Annotated in this window: 24 protein-coding genes and 2 pseudogenes; 15 read left to right on the forward strand and 11 right to left on the reverse strand. The window is 39.8% G+C overall.

Annotation, left to right across the window (positions count from 1 at the left end; translation table 11 throughout):
• Nucleotides 1–179 precede the first annotated feature (179 nt).
• Genes N8A89_RS10680 through N8A89_RS10690 form a run of 3 tightly spaced genes read right to left on the reverse strand, consistent with a single transcriptional unit; the run spans nt 180 to nt 2,183 of the window.
• Nucleotides 180–1,115: a 1-phosphofructokinase family hexose kinase gene (locus N8A89_RS10680; protein WP_281542255.1), complete on the reverse strand. Its 936-nt coding sequence runs from the start codon at nt 1,113–1,115 to the stop codon at nt 180–182.
• Nucleotides 1,116–1,155: 40 nt separating this feature from the next.
• Nucleotides 1,156–1,353, reverse strand: a complete 198-nt coding sequence (locus N8A89_RS10685; protein ID WP_281542256.1) for a hypothetical protein — start codon at nt 1,351–1,353, stop codon at nt 1,156–1,158.
• Nucleotides 1,350–2,183 (reverse strand): S1C family serine protease, encoded by an 834-nt coding sequence (locus N8A89_RS10690; protein WP_281542257.1) that lies wholly within the window; start codon nt 2,181–2,183, stop codon nt 1,350–1,352. The genes N8A89_RS10685 and N8A89_RS10690 overlap by 4 nt, the downstream gene beginning before the upstream one ends.
• Nucleotides 2,184–3,174: 991 nt before the next feature.
• Between N8A89_RS10690 and N8A89_RS10695 the strand changes: the two genes are divergently transcribed.
• From N8A89_RS10695 to N8A89_RS10720, 6 genes and pseudogenes are all read left to right on the forward strand, one after another.
• Complete coding sequence (locus N8A89_RS10695) at nt 3,175–4,347, forward strand: baeRF7 domain-containing protein (protein ID WP_281542258.1); 1,173 nt, start codon at nt 3,175–3,177, stop codon at nt 4,345–4,347.
• Nucleotides 4,348–4,482: 135 nt separating this feature from the next.
• Nucleotides 4,483–4,965, forward strand: coding sequence for an archease (locus N8A89_RS10700; RefSeq protein WP_281542259.1), 483 nt, complete (start codon nt 4,483–4,485; stop codon nt 4,963–4,965).
• 158 nt (nt 4,966–5,123) lie between these two features.
• The gene (locus N8A89_RS10705) at nt 5,124–5,633 is read left to right on the forward strand and encodes a nicotinate-nucleotide adenylyltransferase (RefSeq protein ID WP_281542260.1); all 510 of its coding nucleotides are present in this window, start codon (nt 5,124–5,126) and stop codon (nt 5,631–5,633) included.
• A gap of 280 nt (nt 5,634–5,913) precedes the next feature.
• On the forward strand, nt 5,914–6,552 hold the full coding sequence (locus N8A89_RS10710; protein ID WP_281542261.1) for a class I SAM-dependent methyltransferase: 639 nt from the start codon (nt 5,914–5,916) through the stop codon (nt 6,550–6,552).
• Nucleotides 6,549–6,962: an archease gene (locus N8A89_RS10715; RefSeq protein WP_281542262.1), complete on the forward strand. Its 414-nt coding sequence runs from the start codon at nt 6,549–6,551 to the stop codon at nt 6,960–6,962. Before N8A89_RS10710 ends, N8A89_RS10715 begins: the two co-directional genes overlap by 4 nt.
• A 205-nt stretch (nt 6,963–7,167) precedes the next feature.
• A pseudogene (locus N8A89_RS10720) lies at nt 7,168–8,417 on the forward strand (RtcB family protein).
• Here N8A89_RS10720 and N8A89_RS10725 read toward each other — a convergent pair.
• Entirely contained in the window at nt 8,407–9,048 is a 642-nt protein-coding gene (locus N8A89_RS10725) for a phosphoribosyltransferase (RefSeq protein ID WP_289644299.1), read from the reverse strand. The pseudogene N8A89_RS10720 and the gene N8A89_RS10725 sit on opposite strands and share 11 nt — an antisense overlap.
• Nucleotides 9,035–9,709: a dienelactone hydrolase family protein gene (locus tag N8A89_RS10730; protein ID WP_289644300.1), complete on the reverse strand. Its 675-nt coding sequence runs from the start codon at nt 9,707–9,709 to the stop codon at nt 9,035–9,037. The genes N8A89_RS10725 and N8A89_RS10730 overlap by 14 nt, the downstream gene beginning before the upstream one ends.
• A 246-nt stretch (nt 9,710–9,955) precedes the next feature.
• On the opposite strand from N8A89_RS10730, the gene N8A89_RS10735 reads away from it, so the two are divergent.
• From N8A89_RS10735 to N8A89_RS17795, 3 genes and pseudogenes are all read left to right on the forward strand, one after another.
• The gene (locus tag N8A89_RS10735) at nt 9,956–10,981 is read left to right on the forward strand and encodes a zinc-dependent alcohol dehydrogenase family protein (protein WP_289644302.1); all 1,026 of its coding nucleotides are present in this window, start codon (nt 9,956–9,958) and stop codon (nt 10,979–10,981) included.
• 265 nt (nt 10,982–11,246) lie between these two features.
• Complete coding sequence (locus N8A89_RS10740; RefSeq protein ID WP_281542268.1) at nt 11,247–12,188, forward strand: L,D-transpeptidase; 942 nt, start codon at nt 11,247–11,249, stop codon at nt 12,186–12,188.
• Between the two features lie 15 nt (nt 12,189–12,203).
• A pseudogene (locus N8A89_RS17795) lies at nt 12,204–12,311 on the forward strand (hypothetical protein); the annotation flags it as partial.
• A gap of 52 nt (nt 12,312–12,363) precedes the next feature.
• Here N8A89_RS17795 and N8A89_RS10745 read toward each other — a convergent pair.
• The 4 genes from N8A89_RS10745 to N8A89_RS10760 form a co-directional block, all read right to left on the reverse strand.
• Nucleotides 12,364–12,486: a hypothetical protein gene (locus N8A89_RS10745; protein WP_281542269.1), complete on the reverse strand. Its 123-nt coding sequence runs from the start codon at nt 12,484–12,486 to the stop codon at nt 12,364–12,366.
• A 252-nt stretch (nt 12,487–12,738) separates the two neighbouring features.
• On the reverse strand, nt 12,739–12,870 hold the full coding sequence (locus tag N8A89_RS10750) for a hypothetical protein (RefSeq protein ID WP_281542270.1): 132 nt from the start codon (nt 12,868–12,870) through the stop codon (nt 12,739–12,741).
• A gap of 156 nt (nt 12,871–13,026) precedes the next feature.
• Nucleotides 13,027–13,278 carry a hypothetical protein gene (locus tag N8A89_RS10755; RefSeq protein ID WP_289644303.1) on the reverse strand — a complete coding sequence of 84 codons (252 nt, stop codon included), beginning with the start codon at nt 13,276–13,278 and terminating at the stop codon, nt 13,027–13,029.
• Between the two features lie 18 nt (nt 13,279–13,296).
• Complete coding sequence (locus N8A89_RS10760; RefSeq protein WP_289644304.1) at nt 13,297–14,532, reverse strand: 3-deoxy-D-manno-octulosonic acid transferase; 1,236 nt, start codon at nt 14,530–14,532, stop codon at nt 13,297–13,299.
• A gap of 90 nt (nt 14,533–14,622) precedes the next feature.
• Between N8A89_RS10760 and N8A89_RS10765 the strand changes: the two genes are divergently transcribed.
• From N8A89_RS10765 to N8A89_RS10775, 3 genes are all read left to right on the forward strand, one after another.
• On the forward strand, nt 14,623–15,777 hold the full coding sequence (locus N8A89_RS10765) for a DegT/DnrJ/EryC1/StrS family aminotransferase (RefSeq protein ID WP_281542271.1): 1,155 nt from the start codon (nt 14,623–14,625) through the stop codon (nt 15,775–15,777).
• A gap of 44 nt (nt 15,778–15,821) precedes the next feature.
• On the forward strand, nt 15,822–16,838 hold the full coding sequence (gene galE / locus N8A89_RS10770; RefSeq protein WP_281542272.1) for a UDP-glucose 4-epimerase GalE: 1,017 nt from the start codon (nt 15,822–15,824) through the stop codon (nt 16,836–16,838).
• 76 nt (nt 16,839–16,914) lie between these two features.
• Nucleotides 16,915–17,265: a hypothetical protein gene (locus N8A89_RS10775; RefSeq protein WP_281542273.1), complete on the forward strand. Its 351-nt coding sequence runs from the start codon at nt 16,915–16,917 to the stop codon at nt 17,263–17,265.
• Here the strand turns inward: N8A89_RS10775 and N8A89_RS10780 are convergent, their stop codons facing one another.
• Nucleotides 17,266–17,781, reverse strand: coding sequence for an alpha-ketoglutarate decarboxylase (locus N8A89_RS10780; RefSeq protein WP_281542274.1), 516 nt, complete (start codon nt 17,779–17,781; stop codon nt 17,266–17,268).
• A 118-nt stretch (nt 17,782–17,899) separates the two neighbouring features.
• Between N8A89_RS10780 and N8A89_RS10785 the strand changes: the two genes are divergently transcribed.
• Both N8A89_RS10785 and odhB read left to right on the forward strand, forming a co-directional pair.
• Nucleotides 17,900–20,698: a 2-oxoglutarate dehydrogenase E1 component gene (locus N8A89_RS10785; RefSeq protein ID WP_281542275.1), complete on the forward strand. Its 2,799-nt coding sequence runs from the start codon at nt 17,900–17,902 to the stop codon at nt 20,696–20,698.
• 27 nt (nt 20,699–20,725) lie between these two features.
• Nucleotides 20,726–22,000 carry a 2-oxoglutarate dehydrogenase complex dihydrolipoyllysine-residue succinyltransferase gene (odhB, locus tag N8A89_RS10790; protein WP_289644306.1) on the forward strand — a complete coding sequence of 425 codons (1,275 nt, stop codon included), beginning with the start codon at nt 20,726–20,728 and terminating at the stop codon, nt 21,998–22,000.
• Nucleotides 22,001–22,080: 80 nt separating this feature from the next.
• Here odhB and N8A89_RS10795 read toward each other — a convergent pair whose 3' ends face one another.
• Nucleotides 22,081–22,527 carry a retropepsin-like aspartic protease gene (locus N8A89_RS10795; protein WP_281542276.1) on the reverse strand — a complete coding sequence of 149 codons (447 nt, stop codon included), beginning with the start codon at nt 22,525–22,527 and terminating at the stop codon, nt 22,081–22,083.
• Nucleotides 22,528–22,594: 67 nt separating this feature from the next.
• On the opposite strand from N8A89_RS10795, the gene N8A89_RS10800 reads away from it, so the two are divergent.
• Nucleotides 22,595–23,362, forward strand: a complete 768-nt coding sequence (locus tag N8A89_RS10800) for a TatD family hydrolase (protein ID WP_289644307.1) — start codon at nt 22,595–22,597, stop codon at nt 23,360–23,362.
• Nucleotides 23,363–23,370 lie beyond the last annotated feature (8 nt).

Below are 23,370 nucleotides of genomic sequence, written 5' to 3' on the forward strand. Positions count from 1 at the left end.
TTCAAATGGTATAAAAGAGTTTTCGTTACCTCTTCTTGTTTTTTGGATTTAGTTTCCCCCGATTAAAATCCAAATTATTATTTTTCAAAGAACTTATTTTTAATTTCCAGACCACTAAAATATGCGCTTATGGTACCACTTAAAATGACCTAGGTCAGTTTATGGTATTTTTATATTTTTTAACAATTTTTCTTTAACCATTCGTACAGGTCCTCCACCTCATACTTGTTGCAAAATTGAGTGCCAGAACGCATGGTGGCTGCCGCACCACAGGCCACTCCATAGTGGACCATCTCCCTTAGTGATTTTCCCTGTACTAGACTGTATACCATGCCGGCTACCATACTATCACCAGTTCCAATAGTAGTTTTTTGATGGACAACTGGTGAGGGGATATATTCTACAAACTCTTTTGTAGCAAGTAACGCTCCTTTGGCGCCCAAAGAAATAACTAGAACCTCACATTTATTTTGAGTTAAAAACTTTTTCGCTAAGGAATCTAAGTGTAACGCCGAGATTGATTCAACACCCATTAAAATGCTAAACTCTTTTAAATTTGGCTTCATCATAAAAATACTGGCCTTTTTGCTTGGGAGCAATGCATCACCAGAGGTATCTATAATAAGCTTTGCCCCATTTTTATCGGTTATTTTCGAAACCCTTATATAAAAATCCGAAGGCACCCCCTGGGGTAGTTTACCGCTAGCTACCAGAATATCCCCCTTTTGCAAACTTTCTTGCAGTTGCGTTAGTACTTTTTCCCATTCCTGTTTTTGCACATGTGGCCCAGGAACCCCAAACCGATATTGTAAGTTGGTAAGGGTGTCAGTAACCGACAGGTAATCCCTAGTCCTATCTTCAATTGAAATAGCTTTTTGTGTTATCTCTCTCATTGCTATCATTTGTCTAAGATGATCCCCAGTAGAACCTCCAGATAAATGCATGCATAAAGATGGTGAGCCTAGCTCTTTTAGAACGCGCGAAACGTTGATACCTCCTCCACCTATATCGTAAACAGGTGGGTCGCACCTTAACTTAGTATTTGGTATGATACCGGCTACAGCAGTATCTTTCTGAACCACAGGGTTCATGGTAAGTGTAATTATTTTAGGCATTTGTTAAATTTGTCCCTTATTTTTTTTGGGTTTTCCTTAATTACCTTTTTGGAATTTTCGCCAATAACCGCATAACCTTCCCTTTTCTTAAAATAGTCGCTTCTACAGTATCACCGGATTTAAAATTTTGCAAAAGCGACCAAGCTCTTCCGAGGTTTTGCCTATTAATCAAGGGAATGTCCTCCAGAGTCAACAGAATATCGCCACCAACTATAAATTCGTCATCGTCTATGGTCATTTACTATAACCACCATAAAGACCCATGGCTTCCCCTAAGGAGAATGGCGCCACGTTTTGTACTAGTATCCCCGCTTCCTGTGGTAGATTAAATATTTCTGCTAAAGACCCACTTAGTATAGTAGCATCTATCCCTATCCAAATGGGATGCTCTTCACCCAATAGTTCTTGTGCGATATTAGATGTTGCTGCAAAGGATACCCCTTGAAAACCATGGGAATTACTCAATATAAAACTAGCAACACCAATTACCTGGCCCTTCATATTGAACAACGGCCCACCGGAACTACCTTCGTTAACTGCTGCATCGGTCTGTATGAACTCTGCAATAGGAAATCCGCTAGCAAAATTTGGTCTAGCGTGTATACCGCTGACATACCCGACCGAAAGGGAATGCCCCAGTCCAAAAGGAGCCCCAATGAGAAAAACCTGATCTCCTATTTTAACGTCATCCGAGTCCGTTAGGTGAGCTACCGAAAGGGGAGTGCTTTTCTGTTCGGTAAGTCTTATAAGTGCTACATCGGCAAAGGGATAAGAGTATACTACCTTGGCCGGAAGTTCCTCACCGTCTGAAAATTTAACCCGAACCAATGAAGCTCGTTGCACTATATGTGAGGCAGTCATGATGTCGCCCTCATTTGAAACCACAAATCCGGAACCGATGCCTTCCAGCGGCACAATCATTGACAATTCGCCCCGGCCCAATTCTCTAGGTTGCCAAGTCTTAATCAATACCACAGATTCACTAACCTTGTTGTATAATTTACTTAAGCTCTGGGAGAAACCGAACGTAAGCCAGAAGAACGCCACTATTAATTTTATTCGGGTCATTTTTAATATATAAGAGGTTATGAACGGTTTTAATCTAGTAATTTCTGTTTTTTTAATACTGGCTACCGGAGGCTCTAACAGTTCAAAAACTGGTCGTCCAAAACAATTGAGGAACGCTTTAAGATCATGACCAAGACCGAGCTAAAAGAGTCTTTTTCGTTGTATGGATGTGGTTAGATTCTTTATGTGTCTATTCTGTTCCATCATCGCTTCTAAGGATTTTTCTAGTACTTTCCGCTCCTGTGGTTATTCATCACTGAAAGATTGCACAGACGCGCTAGCAAATCGGTATTTTGGCTTTTAAAATTCATTTACTGTTCAAGTGATTTTGTCAAGCTCTTTTTATTTTCAAGAGTTGCCTTTAATAGAATATTCTCATATTGGCTGCTGCTCAAGTTGGTTTCACAGAACTCGTCCTTATTCAAAAAGGTGTTGTATTTCTTCTGTGTAAAACATGACGTCGTGAATTAATCCATTATAAAGTTGATAAATACTAGTGTTTTTCATTATAAATTTTTTAGAACCATTTAATCGTTTCCATTTACAAAGAAACGAGTGAAAAAAAAGGTGCCAAATGACTCAGGTCATAGTGGTGTGCAATACTTTCTGCCTTTTTTCGTCGTCATCCAATCAATAAAATTGATAATCTAAAAATTACAGATTACAATATGACGAGTCGAAAGGTTGCTAGGTGGAGGTAAAAATTGACCTTATCTGAAGTGATGGTACCTTTTGCACCCATCAGTATCCCAATATGCTTTTAAAAAATTTACTGCCAATCTTACATATTTTAAAGATTCATAGAGTTATGATACGTGACAATTATCATTTTAATGGAATTCAAAAAAGAATTTCTAAGCGTTCTCGGCTACCGATAAAAGTGGTTAGTTTCTAATTTTTAAGGTGTCACTAATAACTCTAATTTCTACATCCTGATAGAAGTCATTTTGATATTTCAATCCAATCGTTACTTTGGCCAAAAAGTTTGGTTATGCATACTTCTGAAATTCACCCGTTACCGAAAGAGATTTTTGAATCATTAATAGAAACCCACGCACTGCATTGTGTTTCTATCTATCTTCCCATGGATAAAAAGGGACAGGAACAAAACTTACATCTAGCACAAGGCTTTCTTAAAAAGTGTATTAACGAAGTACGGGATACGTTGACGCAACATCAAATGCATATTGATGAAATTAACAAACATCTCGATCCCGTAGCACAACTTCTGGACAGAGTGGATTTTTGGCGAAACCCCTCAGACGGACTAGCCATTTTTTTAAACCCTAAAGATGGGATGCAGTATTTTAAGGTCCCAATTTCTTTCGAGGTGAAAACCTATGTCTCCAGCCATTACTATTTAAAACCATTATTGCCATTATACCATAATGTGGGTATGTATTACCTATTGGAACTCAGCCAAGATTATGTAAAATTGTACGAAGCATCTAGGTTTCATTTCAAAGATGTATACGTTGAAGATTTTGCCCCTAAGCGCCTAGAAGAAGCGGTAGGTTTTGATCACAAGCCAAAAATGTTGCAGTTTAGAACTGGGCAAAATGTGCATAGCGCTGGTTCATTTCATGGGCATGGCGAAGGTAAAGATGACGAAAGAAAAGAACTAGTGACCTTCTTCAGGGCCGTTGACAAAGGTGTGAAAAAAGTGATTGGGCACAAAAATGTTCCCTTGGTATTGGTTTGTGTAGACCATTTATTCGATATCTATAAAGACGCCAGTACGTATCCAGAACTTCATCCAGAGAATTTGGGAGGCGATCCGGAATTTAGAGGTAAAACCAGTTTGCACGAAGCATCTTGGAATTTGATGGAAAAGCATTTTACAAAGCACCAATCCCAGAAGGCACTACAATTTAACGAGCTTTATCATACTCAGAAGACCTCTTACGAAATAGATGATATTCTCAACGCTGCCTTACATGGAAAGGTCGATACCCTCTTCATTGCTGATGAAGACGATATCTTCGGCACTTATGATTTTGAAAATAACAAGATTATAACCGATGACGAAAAGGACTTAAGCAATACCTCATTGACCAATTTGGCAGCGATAGAAGCCTTTAAGAGAGGTGGCAAAGTCTATGTTTTGCCCTCAAATGAAATGCCATTAAAAGAGAGTTCTATGAATGCGGTTTTTAGGTATTGAACGGCCCCACCCCATGTATTACAAATTGATAGTCTGAAAGTCATAAATACTGACACAGGTCATTGTAATAATTTGTTGTCTTCTTTAAATTCTGGGTGCTGGTTACGAATAAATCTGAATCAAAATAATACACTCATGCACTTAGAAGTTGAAAAATCTAAGAAACACAAAAGGAGGCCTATTAAAAAAGCCTTGGAAACTCCACGTTCGCAAATCACAGTCGAGGGACTATCGTTACAACATTTGTTTAAAAATAGTCTTAGAGGTTTGGGTCACCTGTTAAGTCCCGGAGCATGTAGTTCGGCTAAACATTATGATTGCACAATGAAAATTCAGGTAACGGCGGAGAATAGTAAAGATTTGCTGCTCAATTTTTTGACCGAAATATTGGCATTGACCCACAAGCACCATACTATTTTTTGCACCATGTATGCCGAAGAAATTACCGAAAGCAAAATTGTCGCACAAGTTTATGGCACTTGGTTCAAGAATTTTGACATGAAAATAAAATCTATAGCCAAATCAAAATGTTATATCAACAGAAAAGAGGACTTTTCATATACAGGTACCATTGTCTTTGAATTAGGAGATATGATCACGCCAATTCCAACTTCATAAAAACCTGTAGTCTGTCTTTTCTTTATGGGTTAACGTAGTGTATTAAACACCCGTCAGACTGACTCAAGTCATTGTAATGGGTAAAGCAATGCTCTAGCTTTGAGCTATTCAATTTGTATACTATGAGAATTAATTAAAAATAACTTAAATATTTGATCATGACAAAACTAGTATTAGGTCTATTAGCCTTGGGCTTGACCATCCCAGCCAGTGCTCAAATCATAAAAACAGAACAGCTTTCTGAAGTGGTGGTGTATGCAACCAATTATAAGTATTTACAGAATGTGAATACCGAGGAAGTAGCTTCGGTACCGGTAGAATTATTGGAACGCAAAGTAGCGGCCTTTAACCTTAAAGATTCCGAATATTACGAAGATGATTGGGGTGTTTATAGTATCAACTTTTACATACCCAATGGCAGAATTCTAGCAGCTTACGATAGTGAAGGCAAATTATTACGAACGGCCGAAAGGTTTAAAAACGTCAAATTGCCCAAAGCCGTTAAAAAAGCAGTTTCAGACCGTTATCCGGGATGGAAAATTACAAAAGATGTTTATCTGGTCAATTATAACGAGGATAGAGGAGTGACGAAGAAATACAAGATTAAATTGAAAAATGGGGATGATATCGTGCGCGTCAAAATGAATGAAAAAGGCGAATATCTTTAAGGAAACATACTCATTTAGTATATAAAACGAATCAATTCATTTTAAAAAGTCATTGAGGAGAAGGTGATTCCAACCACAGTTTTGAGGTTATCATTTAACGTATTATGCAAGAAGGTTTCTAGACTATTAATCACATCAGATCAGTTTAAGCGCGTAATCTTCAATTAAATGTTACTTGTGAAATGGATTAGGTTCATGGTTAAAATCACTTTGGTTAATATAGGAAATTGACCATTGTCCAATTTAATGAGAGATAAGTAAATTTTAAACAAAGGACTTTATGTTACAAACAGAAATTTTTGATAAAAATGTCGAAGCTTACGAACACTGGTATGAAGAGTACCCTGAGGTCTATCAATCAGAGATAGATGCCATAAGGGAACAGTTACAGAAATTGCCGGAGAACATAAGAGGTATTGAAGTGGGTTTGGGCACGGGAAGGTTTGCTCTTCCCTTAGGTATAAAGGAAGGCGTTGAACCTTCTGAAGCCATGGCCAAAAAAGCTATAAATAGGGGGATCGAGGTCATAGATGGAACAGCGGAGAGGCTACCCTATGGCGATTTGCATTTTGATTTTGTGCTTTTCGTAACTATTTGCCACCTAGAAAATATGAAGAATGCGCTAGCAGAAGCCCATAGGGTATTAAAGCATAAGGGGTGCGTTATAATAGCGTTTTTGGATAAAGACCAAAGTGTAGCAAAACAATATATCGAAAAACGCCATCGCAGTACTTTCTTTGCAAAAGCAAATTTTTATACTGTTGACCGAATTCAGAGATTACTAAAAGAGTTCGGATTTAAGGATTTGGAATTCAATCAGACTCTTTTTGGCGATTTGGATACAATTAAGGAAGTGCAACTACCGAAGCAGGGTTTCGGAGAGGGTTCTTTTGTTGTCGTGAAAGCGACCAAAAAATGAAAATCGAATACCTTCCCCATACTGCTGATATCCGGATGAAAATTGAGGGTTCCCATTTGGAGGAATTGTTTCGGGCAGGAGTAAAGGGAATGAGCCATATTCTAAAGGCTGGGTTTTGTGATCGGAATGTGGGTTTCGATTGCAAGTTGGTACTAGAAATTACTGCGTTAGACAGTACCTGTTTGCTTATTGATTTTTTATCTGAGGCACTATCGACTTCCTATGCCGAAAACGCGATTTTTTGCGAGGTTGAATTTTTAGATTTTACGCCGCATCATACGATAGCTGAAATCCGAGGGAAGAAAATCCAGGGTTTTGATGAGGAAATCAAGGCGGTAACCTACCATGAAGCCGACGTATGCAAAAATAATAGAGATCAGTGGGCAACCTTGGTCATTTTTGATATCTAAGAGACAGATGAAAATCAGCAAAGAAGACATCCATAAAATCGAGGATTACTTGTGGGAGATTCCCAGAACGTTCCGTCCTAAAATGCGGGTGCCCGCCAGGGTATTGGCATCCGAACCCTTGTTAGATGCGATTATGGAAGATCGGTCTTTGGCACAATTGGTTAACGTGGCTTCGTTGCCCGGTATCCAGGGAGCCTCCCTAGTTATGCCCGATGTTCATGAAGGCTATGGTTTTCCTATTGGTGGCGTAGCGGCCACGATGCATCCGGATGGGGCCATTTCCCCTGGGGGTATCGGCTACGATATCAATTGCGGAGTACGATTGTTGACGTCTGATAAAAAAATTGATGAGATAAAGGGCAAATTGGAAGCTTTATCCAAAGAATTGTATGCCCAGATTCCCTCTGGAATGGGAAAAGGCGGACAAATCAAACTCTCTGAACAAGAAATTGACGAAGTACTTTTGAATGGTGCGGAGTGGGCCGTTGAAAAAGGATATGGTATCAAAGAGGATTTGGCGTTTATGGAAAGTAATGGTCGGTTGAAAAATGCTGATCCATCCTTGGTTTCTGCCATGGCAAAAAAAGGGGTACCAACCAACTGGGCACGATAGGTTCTGGAAACCATTTTGTGGAGGTAGATTATGTTGAAAAAATTTATGATGAGATCATTGCGGAAGCCTACGGTCTGTCCTTAGGTCAGGTAGTGATATTGATTCACACCGGATCTCGAGGGCTGGGGCATCAAGTCGCCACGGACTATATTAGGCAGATTATGACCGCAATGCCCAACTATGGCATTGAAGTTCCCGATAGGGAATTGGCCTGTGTACCTTTCAACTCTGAAGAAGGACAAAACTATTTTAAGGCTATGTGCGCTGCTGCCAATTATGCATGGTGCAACAGGGAAGTAATTTCTTGGGAGGCTAGAATGGCCTGGAGCAATATCTTTGGACCTACCGTTGCGCCTTTGAAACTGATGTACGATGTGGCTCACAATATTGCCAAAGTTGAAACACATGACATAAATGGGGTGCAAACAGAGGTAATTGTACACCGCAAAGGGGCCACAAGAGCTTTCGGCCCAGGTTTTGAGGAAATACCAGAAAGTTATAAAGCCAATGGGCAACCTGTAATCATCCCCGGAAGCATGGGTACCTGTTCCTATGTATTGGCCGGTACCGACAGAAGCAAAGAACTGACCTTCGGTTCCTGTTGCCATGGGGCGGGTAGACGGTTATCAAGGACAGCTGCCAAAAAGCAGGTAAATGCTCCTGTCCTCAAAGAGAAACTCAAGGAAGAAGGTATTTTTGTAGAAGCGGGTTCTTTTAAAGGAATTGCCGAAGAAGCACCCATAGCATATAAGGATGTCAATATGGTGGTCGATACCGTAAGCGATTCGGGTATTGCCAAGAAAGTCGCGAAATTGAGACCAGTGGCAGTTGTTAAGGGTTAGTTTTTTTTGATGTATCGGCCTGCTCCAAATAAATTATGGCTTCCTCATCGGAAACCTGACGGAATTCTTTGTAAAATTGACCAACCGCCTGAAAATTGTACGGTACCTGTAAACAGATTACCTCATGAACTTTTTCTGTGTTTTCAAGTTTTTTTATTGCCGAGTTTGGTGCTACGGGAATTGCTACGACAATTTTTTTCGGGGTTCGTTTGCTCACGAGTTGTATAGTTGCCAGTAGTGTATTCCCGGTCGCGATTCCGTCATCGACTATGATTACTGTTTTATCCTTTACATTTACAGGTGAACGTTCTTTATAATATTCGTCATACCGTTGTTGCAGTTTTTTACGGATGCGCTTGGTCTCTTCGCTTATATAACCTTGGGTCACCCCCATGGCATCGGTCAGAATAATGTCATCTAAACTTACTGCCCCAATGGCATATTCCTTGTGGAAAGGATGACCTATTTTTTTAGTAAGGGCAACATCCAAGGGAGCTTCCAATGCCTTTGCAATGATTGCTCCCAGAGGAAGTCCGCCTCTAGGAATGGCCAGGACCACTACATTTTCATCCTTGAACTTCATTATTTTTTCTGCCAACTGACGACCTGCGTCTATTCTATTCTTGAACATCTTTTTCCATTTTTTGTCGCTGTAAATATTTTGCAAACCAATTGGCTGATATCCGGGCCACTTCTTCCAATTTTCCTGCCTCTTCGAACAAATGGGAGGCCCTAGGTACGATTTCCAATTTACGTTCGCTTTGTAGTTTTTGATATGCTTTTTGGTTGAGCTCTATGACCACATCGTCCCAGCCACCCACAATAAGAAGAGTGGGAGCAATTACCTTGTGTAATTCGTGGATGGCCATATCCGGCCTGCCCCCTCTGGAAACAACCGCCTTGATATCATTACCATAGAAAGCGGCAGCACGTAATGCTGAAGCCGCACCCGTACTAGCCCCAAAATATCCTATGGACAGTGCTTCGGTTTCCTTTTGCCGTTGTACCCATTGGGTCACATCTATCAGACGCATGGTCAATAAATCGATATTAAACCGGTTCTCATAGATACGGTCCTCATCTTCGGTCAATAAATCAAACAGTAAGGTGGCTAAGCCTTTTGCTTGTAGAACTTCAGCCACATAATTGTTTCTAGGGCTAAGGCGACTACTACCGCTACCATGGGAAAAAATGACTATTCCTATAGCATTTTTGGGAACTGCAAGATTTCCTTTTAGGACAAGTCCATCCAACACGATGTTTACGGATTTGTAATTCTGCTCACTTTGCATTTTACCATTCTTTGGAGTCCTACCAAAATTATGGTAATACCTAAGGTTAAAAAATGACCAACATCATTTGAGCCAGAATATTTGGGATGATATTCATCATTCATAATCCGTTTGGGTTCAATTACATTTATCAAAATTGACCAGCAGGACTTTTTGTAATGATTGACTATGATGGAAGATATTGATATAGATTACCTCAGGTCAATAGACATTTTTGAAGAAAATTGAAATATTACAATTGGAGATATGAAAGCAATGATTCTTAAAGAAATATCTGATTTAAAGAAAAACAGATTTCCGCTAGAATTGGTTGACATTCCCATTCCAGAACCAAATGAAAATGAAGTTCGCATTAAAATCTCTGTCTGTGGAGTCTGCCGTACCGAGCTTGACGAAATTGAAGGGAGATTGGCGCCTCCAAAACTTCCGGTGGTACTTGGGCATCAGGTTGTTGGTCTGGTAGAAAAATTGGGCTCAGGGATAACAAAATTAAAGGTCGGCGATCGGGTGGGTGTCGCTTGGATTTTTTCAGCTTGCGGTAAGTGCAAATTTTGTAGGGATGGCCATGAGAATCTTTGTGACAATTTTAAAGCTACTGGCAAAGATGTTAATGGCGGCTATGCCGAATATATGATCGTTTCCGAAAAATATGCACATGAAATTCCTGGATTTTTTACCGATACCGAGGCGGCACCTTTGCTATGCGCAGGAGCTATTGGTTACCGGTCCATTCGGCTGGCTCAAATAAATAATGGCGATAGGTTGGGACTAACAGGTTTTGGAGCTTCGGCCCATTTGGTACTAAAAATGGTCAAGTATTGCTATCCCAATACCCAAGTATTCGTTTTTGCAAGAAAGGAAGAGGAACGTGAATTTGCCAAAGGACTCGGAGCCGTTTGGGCGGGTGATATTACAGATTCACCCCCCGAGAAAATGAACGCCATCATCGACACCACCCCCGCTTGGAAACCCGTTATTGAAGCCTTGGGAAATCTCGAAAAAGGAGGACGATTGGTTATCAACGCCATCCGAAAAGAGGACTATGACAGGCATTACTTTCAAGACCTATCCTATCAAGATGATTTGTGGATGGAGAAGGAACTCAAGTCTGTTGCCAATGTAACGGGCAAGGATGTTTCCGAATTTTTAGAATTGGCGGCACAAGCGAAAATCAGACCTAATTTTCATGTATATCCCTTGGAAGAAGCGAACAAGGCCCTGACGGAACTGAAGGAGCAACAGATCAGGGGAGCCAAAGTATTGCTGATTTAGCAGTATAATAATCCACAGTACTGATAAGTATCATTTAAATTAACAGACATTAGGCGTAATTTTTTCATCAATTCTGTAACTCAAATATATATTGTTGTGAACCATAACTAAGCAAGAACATGTAATCATATTTCAAAATGATGAATATTAGATTAAAACAGATTGTAAAGCGGTATGGAGGGAAAACTACTTGAACTCGGCTATCACCATCAAGAAGAAACATCGGTTCGTTAATCCTAAGAAATCAGTTTAACAAAAAATACTAATGAAAAACAACCCTAAAACTTCTGTCATTTTCCTGCTGCTTCCTTTGGTATTGTTGAGCATAGGAACAATAGTTAAACCCTCGGATATTGGTTTCTATAAGAATCCTGATAGCCTATACGACAGTATTAAAAGGCCCAATATTCCCAAATGGGTAAGCAATATTGATACCGTTCACATTCACGACTATTTTAGATACCTTGATTCATTAGTCGTCGCCTACGATTCCTTGACCAATTATCCATTGTCAGAACATCTTTTGGTACGTGCCAACCCTTGGATAATGGACACCTTGGCCAATACGGATTATTATCGTTTAATGCAACGAGATTCGTTCGTTTACGACCAAAAACAGCTTATTGTGTTGCGTCCGGCCGATTCTATATTCATACCCGATGCCGCTACCGCGTATGGTCTTATCGAAAAAATGAATAAGACGCATATTGATATTAATATCCCTGAATTTAAGTTGCGTATTTATGAGGATGCCACTTTGCTGTATACTTTTCCCATAAGGGTTGGACAAAACCGCAAACGTTATTTGAAAATGGGCGACAGAATTACCGATTTGCGAACCAAAACCGGCAAGGGTGAAATTGTGGATTATAGGCGCGACCCTTTTTTCTATAATCCTGTGGATGGGAAACGATTTTACCGGACCAAACGGGACGATGACAGAACCACAATGATGCCACAGATACCTTGGATAGAAACCGAGATTAATGGTATGCGTAACGGACAGCTCATACATCCCACCACCAACCCCAAATCATTGGGTAAAGCCTATTCCAATGGCTGTATCGGAACCAGGGAATCCGATGCGTGGATAATTTATTATCATGCGCCGATAGGTACAAAAATTACTATTCGGTATGACTTAAAGGTCAAGGATTCAACGGATACTGAAAGCGTACTGAAGGATATCTATGCCTACGGTAATTGAACAAATTTATGGGAACATACGCATTACGTCAAATACCTAAATAAAAGAGAAGAACATCTTGACAATATTTTAAAGATTAATAATCAGAATCTCAAAATATTTAATACAAAAACCCCTCAATGAGGGGTTTTCCTAAAGTAATTTTTAATCGAATAAATTATCGTTTCAATTAAATTTAGATTAAGCCAACTAAGGCCATTAAAGTTCCAACTGCAACTACGGCCAAAAAGGCGTTCATCGCAATAATTAATACTGATAGATAGGAATCTACCACAGATTTAAATGATAAATGGTTCATAACGTTACCTACTTTAAAGTTATATCCTATTAAAATTAAGATATGCTTTCGATGAACGACGTGGCAATGTTGTAAAATCCTACAAATATGTGGTGTATGGGTACTTTTTTGTGGTCTAAATTTCGGATAATATGCATTTTACCGAAGAACTTGGAATTTTATCGGATTCTGATTCCCTAGAATATATTAGCAATTAGGACGACCATTTGATAGTCAACGTAAGGTGAACTGATTCTTGAAAACGGGTAATAATTAGTCAAAAAAACCAATCATTTCGGCAATTGCCGCTAAGGGAATAGCAATTAGAATAGCTACTAAGCAAAATATCATCAATTTTAAAAACCCATTAAGCATTTTCACGCCTGAGCTAAGTTCCTGTTCCATAATCATATAGTGTTGTTTTCTCTAATATATGGAGAATGTGGCGAAAAAAGACCGAATGGAGTTGTAAATCGACTAAAAGTTAAAAAACACCTATAAATACAATCTTTTAGGTTGTAGGTTATTCAAGCGCTGGTTTAATTATTCAATCTCCGATATTCAAAAAGAGGAAGGAATGCTATCTCCGCTCAAAGCCAATTTAGGTTTTAACGTATCCAAATTTTGCTTGAATTTGGTTTTCTCTCTTTCTTCAGGATTTTTTTTAAAGAGGTTTATGGAGTCTACCTTTTCTTCATTGGGTTCAGGCACGCCTTTTACAGGAACTGTATCTTTCGTTTTTACGAATGATTCCCTGCAGGAAAACAGTATAAAAATTACAAGTAAGTATATTGCTATTCGGAAAAACTTCATATAAAACAGGGTGTTGTGCTATAATAATGTACGGATATGCTCCATAATTTGGATGCTTGCCCCTTTGTTGTTAAGTATAAATTGCTCGTTAATTTTTCCTATTCTATCTCTTAAATCTTTATTACTGAATAATTTTTTTACCGTCTCAGAAAAACTTATTTCACTTTTGACTGGAATGATTCCACCTAATTCCACTAAATTCTCCGCCTCTCTAAAGCCTTTGTAATTCGGGCCGATTAGTACGGGAACCCCGAAAACCGCAGGTTCTAAGGTATTGTGAAGTCCCGTAGCGAAACCTCCGCCCACATAGGAAACGTCTGCGTAACTATATACCTTTGTCAAAATTCCAATGGTATCCAGAATAAGTACATCGGCATCCTCGATATTTTGGTTCTCAAGATTGGAGAATAGTATACTTTTCTTGGTAATACTCTTTTTTAAATCTTGAATATGTGCTGATTTTAAGGTGTGTGGGGCGATAATAAACTTTTCATCCATAGAGGATGTATTTATGTAGGGAACAATTATCTTTTCGTCTTCTGGCCAAGTACTGCCAGCTACCGTGCAAAAACTTGATTGTTTAAATTTTTTGATGAAATCCAACTGGTTGTCTCTTTCCAAAATCTCATGAACCCTATCAAAGCGGGTGTCCCCAGAAACAGTTACATTGCTCAAATTAATGGACTCTAAAAGCTTTTTGGAAGTATCATCTTGTACATAGAAATGTGTGAAGGCCAATAATGCTTTTCTCATAAATCCACCATAACCCTTAAAATAAATTTGATTGGATTTAAACAAGGCGGATACCAGTAGGGTGGGTATGGCACGCTTTTTCAATTCGGCCAGGTAGTTCGGCCAAATTTCATATTTAATGAACAGGACTAACTCTGGATGAGCCAAATCTAGGAAGGCGCTTACTTTTTTTTTGGTATCCATGGGAAGGTAACAAACCACATGGGCTGCTTTTGTGTTTTTCTTAATTTCATAACCCGAAGGAGAGAAGAAAGTCAGCAATAATTTATGCTGAGGATATCGTTGTCTGATTTTTTCCATAACAGGCAAACCTTGCTCGTATTCTCCCAGAGATGCGGCATGCACCCAGATAACGCTATCGGTTTCTGAAACGTGTTTTTTAAGTGTGGATAAGGTATTTTTCCTGCCTTTGACAAAAAGGTTGAGTTTGGGGTTTATGTGGGACAGAAGTTTTAAAAACTGCCATGTTAGGGAAACAATAAAATTATAGATTGTTGGCAAACCGATGTATTTACGGCTAAATTACATTTCTTTCCAGAAAATCATTGTAGCGCGTTTCGTATTTTTGCCCAGTATAGCTAATCTCAAAAGATGAAGAAAATCCAAATGGTAGACCTAGGAGGTCAATATCAGGAAATAAAGGAGCAGGTCAACGCCTCCATCAACCAAATTTTAGAAACATCGGCATTTATAAACGGACCAGAGGTTCATGCCTTTCAAAAAGATTTAGAGGACTATTTGGATGTAAAGCACGTAATACCTTGTGCCAATGGTACCGATGCCCTTCAGATAGCGATGATGGGCCTTGGGCTTAAGCCTGGTGACGAGGTTATTACTGCGGACTTTACTTTTGCCGCAACAGTAGAGGTCATTGCACTCTTACAGCTCACCCCTGTATTGGTGGATGTGGACCCAGAGACTTTTAATATTGATATACAGGCAATAGAGAAAGCCATAACCCCAAAAACTAAGGCAATCGTTCCTGTGCATCTGTTCGGGCAGTGCGCCGATATGGATGCGATATTGGAAATAGCGGAGAGACATGATTTATTCGTGATTGAGGACAATGCACAGGCCATTGGAGCAAAGTATCTATCCAGAACGGGAAAGAAAAGCATGGCCGGTACTATGGGACATGTGGGGGCAACATCATTTTTCCCTTCCAAAAACCTTGGCTGTTACGGCGATGGGGGAGCAATTTTCACCAATGACGATGATTTGGCGCATACCATCCGCGGAATCGTTAATCATGGTATGTATGAAAGATACCATCACGATGTAATAGGGGTCAACTCCAGGTTAGATTCCATTCAAGCAGCGGTATTAAGGTCAAAATTACCAAAATTGGATACCTATTGTGAGGCAAGGAGAAATGCAGCCAGAAAATATTCAAAAGCTTTTAAAGATCAGCCAAATATAATTGTCCCTACAACGGTCAACGGCTGTGAAGGGATTTGTGATATTTGTGATTGTCATGTTTTTCATCAATACACGCTTCGAATTACCAATGGAAAAAGGGATGAACTAGTAAAGTTCTTGAATGCTAACGATGTACCCTGTGGTGTTTATTATCCTATCCCCCTGCATCGGCAAAAGGCTTATCTGGATGAGCGTTACTTAGAAAAAGATTTTCCGGTAACCAATCAGTTAGTGAAGGAGGTGATTTCCTTACCTATGCATACGGAACTTGATGATGAACAGATCGACTATATAACTTCCACGGTTATCGGTTTTGTTAACGGATAATTAATGGTTTAGAATAAATTCGCGTCAATACGTAAAAATTAAAAATGAAAGTACTGGTAACAGGAGGTCTAGGCTTTATTGGTTCGCATACCGTTGTAGAACTTCAAAACAAAGGATTTGAGGTGGTTATTATTGATGACTGTTCTAACTCGGAAGAAAAGGTATTGGAAGGTATAGAGGCCATTACTGGAAAAAAACCGGTCTTTGAAAAATTGGATTTAAAGGAAAAGAGTATAGTTGAGGACTTTTTCAAAAGACATCAAGATGTCCAAGGCGTCATTCATTTTGCCGCCTCAAAAGCCGTTGGGGAAAGTGTAGAAAAACCACTTTTGTATTATGAAAATAATTTAGGAACCCTGGTTTATATCTTAAAAGAACTGTGTAAAAAGGAAAAGGCCAGTTTTATATTTAGTTCATCTTGTACGGTATATGGTCAGGCAGATAAAATGCCCATTACGGAGGACGCCCCTGTAAAAGTTGCTGAATCACCTTATGGGAATACCAAACAAATGGGGGAGGAAATCATAGCGGATACATGCAAAGTTACCCCAAACCTTAATGCCATAGCCTTGAGATATTTTAACCCTATGGGTGCGCATCCTTCCACGGAAATTGGTGAGCTTCCTAAAGGGGTTCCCCAGAATCTGGTTCCATTTATTACTCAGACTGGGATAGGCATGCGGAATCAGCTATCCGTTTTTGGAGATGATTACCCTACACCAGATGGCACCTGTATCAGAGATTATATTTATGTGGTAGATTTGGCCAAGGCGCATGTGGTAGCTTTGGAGAGATTGTTGGAAGGAAAGAACGAAGAAAATTACGAGGTGTTTAACGTTGGTACAGGAAAGGGTAGTTCGGTACTGGAAGTGATTGAAAGTTTTGAAAGGGTATCAGGTAAAAAGCTTAACTATAAAATAGTTGGCAGACGACCCGGAGACATCACGGCTGCCTATGCTGATACCACAAAAGCAAATACCGTTCTGGGATGGAAAGCGGAATATTCCTTGGATGAGGCCATGAAATATGCATGGATTTGGGAGCAGAAAATAAGGGACTGATTAAACTGTTCTCAATTTAATCTGAAGTTAAAAATTGAATAGACCCCTATAAATATTTCATTTTGTAGATTTAGGAATGGACTTTTCAAATACCATTCAGTTACTTCAATATGCACAGGATAATGCCTTGTTACAAAGGCTTCATCAGCAATTGCGAAAAGACTTTACTTTGGCCAATATTGCATTCGATATTAAAAGTGACATCTCGATTGATGGTTTGAAGGATTTGCTTCAGGAGAAGATTTACCTGCTGGTCATGGAGCACTTTGATCGTTACCTGAACTTGCTTTATGTAATTGATATTTCTGAAAAGGCTTTTAAAGAAATCAGAGTGACCGATGCCGTAGAAGTGTCACAACAAGTATCCTTTATTATCCTTAAAAGAGAGTTGGAGAAAATTTTAACTAGGGACAGCTATTCTTCATAATCAGAAATAGACCCTGACAAAAGGCATGAGTGCATTTAAATAGATGCTTTTTTCGTCGTTGTACAGAACATCATAACGTAGCCCAACCGTCACATTATAGGTACTGTAGCCCACCCCCAAGAATAGGGCAGGGGACCAATAATTATCCGTAATGTCATTTGGAAAGGCATTTAACGTTCTGTTGATTCGTAGTTGTTCAAGCTCGGCGGACAGTTGAATTTGTGGAATAGGATTATAAAGGGATAATAGGCTCCCGCCGTAGGCCAGCAACTTATTGTCATTAAACTTGGCGTAATTAAAACTCAGGCTAACACCAGCTGCAAATTGCGGATTAAATTGATAGATCGCGCTGGGAGCTATAGAGCCGTTGAAGCCGCCATTTGTGAACCCAAGTCCTATCCCGCCACCGAAACGTACTTGCCTCCAGAAATCACTGGAACCGACGCTACCTTGCGATTGTGCAAAGCAGGTAAAAGAGATGAATAATAGGGTTAGCAAGTACTTTTTTAAGGTCATTTTAGAGGATTGTGAAGTAAACTTTCATTTTTTTTAATAATAGGCTACAACTTTCTTATAGATATTGTAAATGTTGTATTTTTGATGAAATTTATTCTAAAGATACAGAAAGTAATTCATGGATAAATATTCCTTTTTAAATGCTGCCCACACCTCATTTTTTTCAGAGATGTATGACAAGTATTTAACTAATCCAGATAGTGTAGAACCAAGTTGGCGTGCCTTTTTCCAAGGTTTTGATTTTGGTATGGAAAGTTCCTCGGAGGAACTGGAAATTGAATCTGAGAACCGTGTGGTTTCCATGGTAAATGGAAGTCAAATTGAAATGCCCGAATCTTTACAGAAGGAATTTCAGGTAATCCGACTAATTGATGGTTACAGAAGTCGTGGACACCTTTTCACAAAGACCAATCCTGTTAGGGAAAGAAGAAAATATATTCCTACACTAGAAATTGAAAATTTTGGACTGGAGAATTCGGATTTGGACACCGTTTTTAATGCCGGTGATATTATTGGAATAGGACCAAGCACACTAAAAGAGATCATTAGACATCTGACCAGTATCTACTGTGATTCCATTGGTGTCGAGTACATGTATATTCGCAAGCCGGAAAGGGTAAAATGGATTCAAAATTGGATTAATGTCAACGATAATCACCCCAACTATTCCCCAGAGCGTAAAAAGCACATCCTGAAAAAGTTGAACGATGCGGTCTCGTTTGAAGGTTTTTTGCACACAAAATATGTAGGTCAGAAGCGATTTTCACTCGAGGGCAACGAATCTCTAATTCCTGGTTTGGATGCCATAGTGGAGCGCGCCGCCGAGATGGGGGTAAAACAATTCGTAATGGGTATGGCCCATAGGGGACGCCTTAACGTGTTGACCAATATTTTCGGTAAATCTGCAAAGGATATCTTTAGCGAGTTTGACGGTAAAGATTACGAACAGGAGATTTTTGATGGCGATGTAAAATACCATTTGGGTTGGACCTCGGACCGTATGTCAGACAACGGGAATAAGATTAAAATGAATATTGCGCCAAATCCCTCCCATTTGGAAACGGTTGGTGCTGTGGTAGAGGGTATAGCAAGGGCTAAACAGGATGCCCATTTTCCAGACGATTTTTCTAAAGTACTTCCAATAGTAGTTCATGGTGATGCCGCCATTGCAGGCCAAGGTTTGGTTTATGAGGTGGTTCAAATGGCCAATTTAGATGGATATAAAACTGGCGGAACCATTCATATTGTTGTAAACAATCAGATTGGATTTACTACCAATTATTTGGATGCAAGGACATCTACATATTGTACTGATGTTGGAAAAGTTACCTTAAGCCCAGTGCTTCACGTAAATGCAGATGATGCCGAGGCCGTTGTTCATGCTTCGTTATTTGCTCTGGAATACCGCATGAAGTTTAAAAGGGATGTTTTTATCGACCTTTTAGGGTATAGAAAATATGGTCATAACGAGGGTGACGAGCCAAGGTTTACCCAGCCAAAATTATATAAGGCCATAGCTAAGCACAAGAACCCAAGGGATATTTATGCGGAGCGGTTGATAAAAGAAGGCGTCATAAACGATAGCTATGTTACCGAGCTGGAAAACAAATACAAGGAGGCCTTAGAGGAGAAATTAGAGGATTCCAGAAAAGAGGACAAGACCGAGATTACTCCTTTTATGAAGGACGAGTGGAAGGGGTTTGAGAATGTTAGGGAATGGGAGATGATGGATCCCGTAGATACTACCTACGACAAAAAGAAACTTGAAGAAATAGCAAAAGTTATAACGGAACTTCCTAAAGGAAAGAAATTTCTGCGCAAGGTCGAAAAATTAGTCAACGACCGTAAGAAAATGTTCTTTGAAACGGATACATTAGATTGGGCAATGGGCGAACTGTTAGCCTATGGAACTTTATTGGAAGAAGGCTTTGGCGTTCGTATGTCCGGTCAGGATGTGGAGCGCGGTACGTTTTCCCACCGCCATGCAGTAATGAAGGTGGAAGAAAGTGAGGAGGAGGTTTTGCTTTTGAACCATATTTCAGAGAAACAAGGAATTTTTCAGATTTACAACTCGCTTTTGTCCGAATACGGTGTTGTTGGTTTTGATTATGGTTACGCAATGGCGAGTCCCAATACCTTGACTATTTGGGAAGCACAGTTCGGGGATTTTAGTAATGGTGCCCAGATAATGATTGATCAGTATATATCGGCCGCCGAGGATAAATGGAAATTACAGAACGGTCTTGTCATGTTGTTGCCGCATGGTTATGAAGGACAAGGTGCGGAGCATTCATCGGCACGAATGGAGCGTTATCTACAATTATGTGCCAAGGACAATATGTACATAGCGGATGTTACCACACCGGCTCAAATGTTCCATATCCTTAGACGCCAGATGAAGGTCAACTTCAGAAAACCCCTGATTATATTTACGCCTAAAAGCCTTTTGAGGCATCCAAAAGCGGTTTCGACGGCTGATGAGATGGCCAATGGAAGCTTTCAGATGGTTATAGATGATGCTTCGGCAGATATTAAAAATATCAAAAGTTTGGTTTTCTGTACGGGCAAGTTCTACTATGATTTGCTTGCGGTTAAGGAAGAACTTAAGCGAGATGATGTGGCGCTAGTTCGGGTAGAGCAATTATTCCCACTACCAGAAAAAGAGATGAAAGAGTTAATGGACAAGTACAAGAATGCTGATGATATTGTTTGGGCCCAGGAAGAACCTAGAAATATGGGCGCATGGAGCCATTTGATGATGCATTTTAGCGAAGCTCATAAATTTAGGGTTGCTTCAAGACGTTTCTATGCGGCTCCAGCTGCAGGAAGTTCGGTGCGTTCTAAGATGCGACATCAGCAAGTAATAGATTATGTCTTTGATAAAACCAAGGACAATATGTCCAAACCAAAAGATTAGAAAGTAGAATATCAAATTACAGAAAGAATGGTATTAGAAATGAAAGTCCCCTCCCCGGGTGAGTCCATCACTGAAGTAGAAATTGCAGAATGGCTGGTTGCTGATGGCGATTATGTGGAAAAGGACCAAGCAATAGCGGAAGTTGATTCGGATAAGGCCACCTTGGAATTGCCAGCGGAAGCTAGTGGAGTAATTACCTTAAAAGCAGAAGTTGGTGATGCCGTGGAAGTCGGGGCGGTGGTTTGCCTTATAGATACAAGCGCAGATAAACCAGAGGGAGCCAGCAAAGCCGCTAGTTCTGCCAATGGAGGAGATGAAGGGTCTGGCTCTGATGCGGAAAAGGATTTGACCAAACAGCAGGAATCCACTCCAGATAAAAAAAATAGTGAGAAAGCTCCACAACCGCCAAAAGCAAAGGAGACGTATGCCTCTGGGGTCCCTTCGCCGGCAGCTAAGAAAATTCTAGATGAAAAGGGAGTTGATGCTTCCTCGGTTAGCGGTACAGGTCGTGATGGCAGGATTACGAAAGATGATGCTGTCAAGGCGGTGCCCTCAATGGGTACTCCAACAGGTGGTATTCGTGGAGAAAAGCGTTCCAAACTGTCTATGCTAAGGAGGAAGGTAGCGGAGCGTTTGGTTGCCGCAAAAAATGAAACGGCCATGTTAACTACCTTTAATGAGGTGGACATGTCAGCTATTTTTGATTTACGCAATGAATACAAAGAAGATTTTAAAGAGAAACACGGCGTGGGACTTGGATTTATGTCCTTTTTCACAAAGGCGGTAGTCCGCGCTTTGGAAATGTACCCTGCAGTAAATTCCATGATAGACGGGAAAGAAATGATTTCTTATGATTTCTGTGATATCAGTATAGCGGTATCCGGTCCAAAGGGCTTAATGGTTCCTGTTATCAGAAATGCTGAAAACCTAAGTTTTAGAGGTATAGAATCAGAGGTGAAGCGCTTGGCAATCAGGGCTAGGGAAGGAGAAATAACCGTAGACGAAATGACCGGTGGTACTTTTACCATAACTAATGGGGGTGTTTTTGGTTCTATGCTATCAACCCCTATCATAAATCCGCCACAAAGTGCTATTTTGGGCATGCATAATATTGTTGAAAGACCTATTGCGAAGGATGGAGCTATAGCAGTTGCGCCCATCATGTATGTAGCCCTTTCCTACGACCACAGAATAATTGATGGGAAGGAATCAGTTGGGTTTTTGGTAGCTGTTAAAGAAGCATTGGAAAGTCCGGAAGAGTTACTGATGGATGGAAATGTTAAAAATGCATTGGAGATGTAATTCACATTTAGAAAAACGATTAGAAATGCCCGAAGGAACTCCCTTCGGGCATTTTTATTAGCGTAATGTCAACAATGCAGTTATTTTTTCAATTTTAAATAGACGCATCTTTTATCATAATCGATTATGGCTTTGGCCTTTTTTAAAATATCGGCTCCAATAATTCCATCTACGGGCAGTGCCTTGTGGGTAATTAACGCCTCGTTTACATGGACTAAATCGAAAAGTACGATTTTAAGTTTTTTCTTGCGCCAATCACCAATCTCTACTAAATTTTTATTGGAAACCAAGGTTTCCATGTTGGTGGCACCCGCACCTGCCGCTTTTATCTCAGAGGCTTTAGATGTTAGTTTAAAATATTCTATTTTGTCAAAACCTATACAGGTATTGGAGGCGCCGGTGTCTAGAATAAAACGTCCTTTCACGCCATTGATTTTCGCCATAATCTCAAAATGATCCGTTGACGTTAGAATCAATTGGATTCTGATATATTTCTTATTCTTTAAAAGACTTTTAAGGGAGCTCATTTCTAAATTTAGGTTGCAGGAAGCTTATTTGTATTCTATTTTGTAAAGATAAGTCTATTTTTGCGGCATGATTATCACGGATACGCATACGCATTTATATAGTGAAGCTTTTGATGAGGATAGGGCAGCAATAATTAATAGGGCCCTTGCGGAAGGGGTGGAGCGTTTTTTTATTCCTGCCATTGATTCCACTTACACCCAAAGAATGTTCGAACTGGAACAGCAATATCCAAAGCATGTTTTTCTAATGATGGGGCTGCATCCTACACATGTTAAGGAAGATTATGAGGATGAACTATTGCACGTATCTAAAATGCTGAAGGAGCATAAATTCTACGCGGTAGGGGAAATAGGTGTAGATCTGTATTGGGAAAAAAGCTTCTTAAAACAACAGCAGCTGGCATTCAAAAGTCAGATTCGTATGGCTAAAGAACATAAGTTGCCCATTGTAATTCATTGCAGGGAAGCTTTTGATGAAATTTTCGAAGTTCTTGAGGATGAAAAAGGAGAGGATTTGCGTGGAATTTTCCACTGCTTCACCGGAAGCTTGGAACAGGCGAAACAAGCCATTTCCTATAATATGAAATTGGGGATCGGCGGAGTTGTAACCTTTAAAAACGGAAAAATCGATACTTTTTTAAATCAAATCGATTTACAGCACATTGTTTTAGAGACAGATGCTCCCTATTTAGCTCCAGCTCCATACCGTGGAAAACGGAATGAAAGTTCCTATATTGTAAACGTACTGGAGAAGATAGCTTTATTGTACGATAAGGATGTAAAGGAGATAGCTTCGATTACAACCGCTAACTCAAAAGATGTTTTTGGGATTTAAAATGAATT

The sequence above is a fragment of the Maribacter aestuarii genome (assembly GCF_027474845.2).
In the GTDB taxonomy this organism is placed as follows: domain Bacteria; phylum Bacteroidota; class Bacteroidia; order Flavobacteriales; family Flavobacteriaceae; genus Maribacter; species Maribacter aestuarii.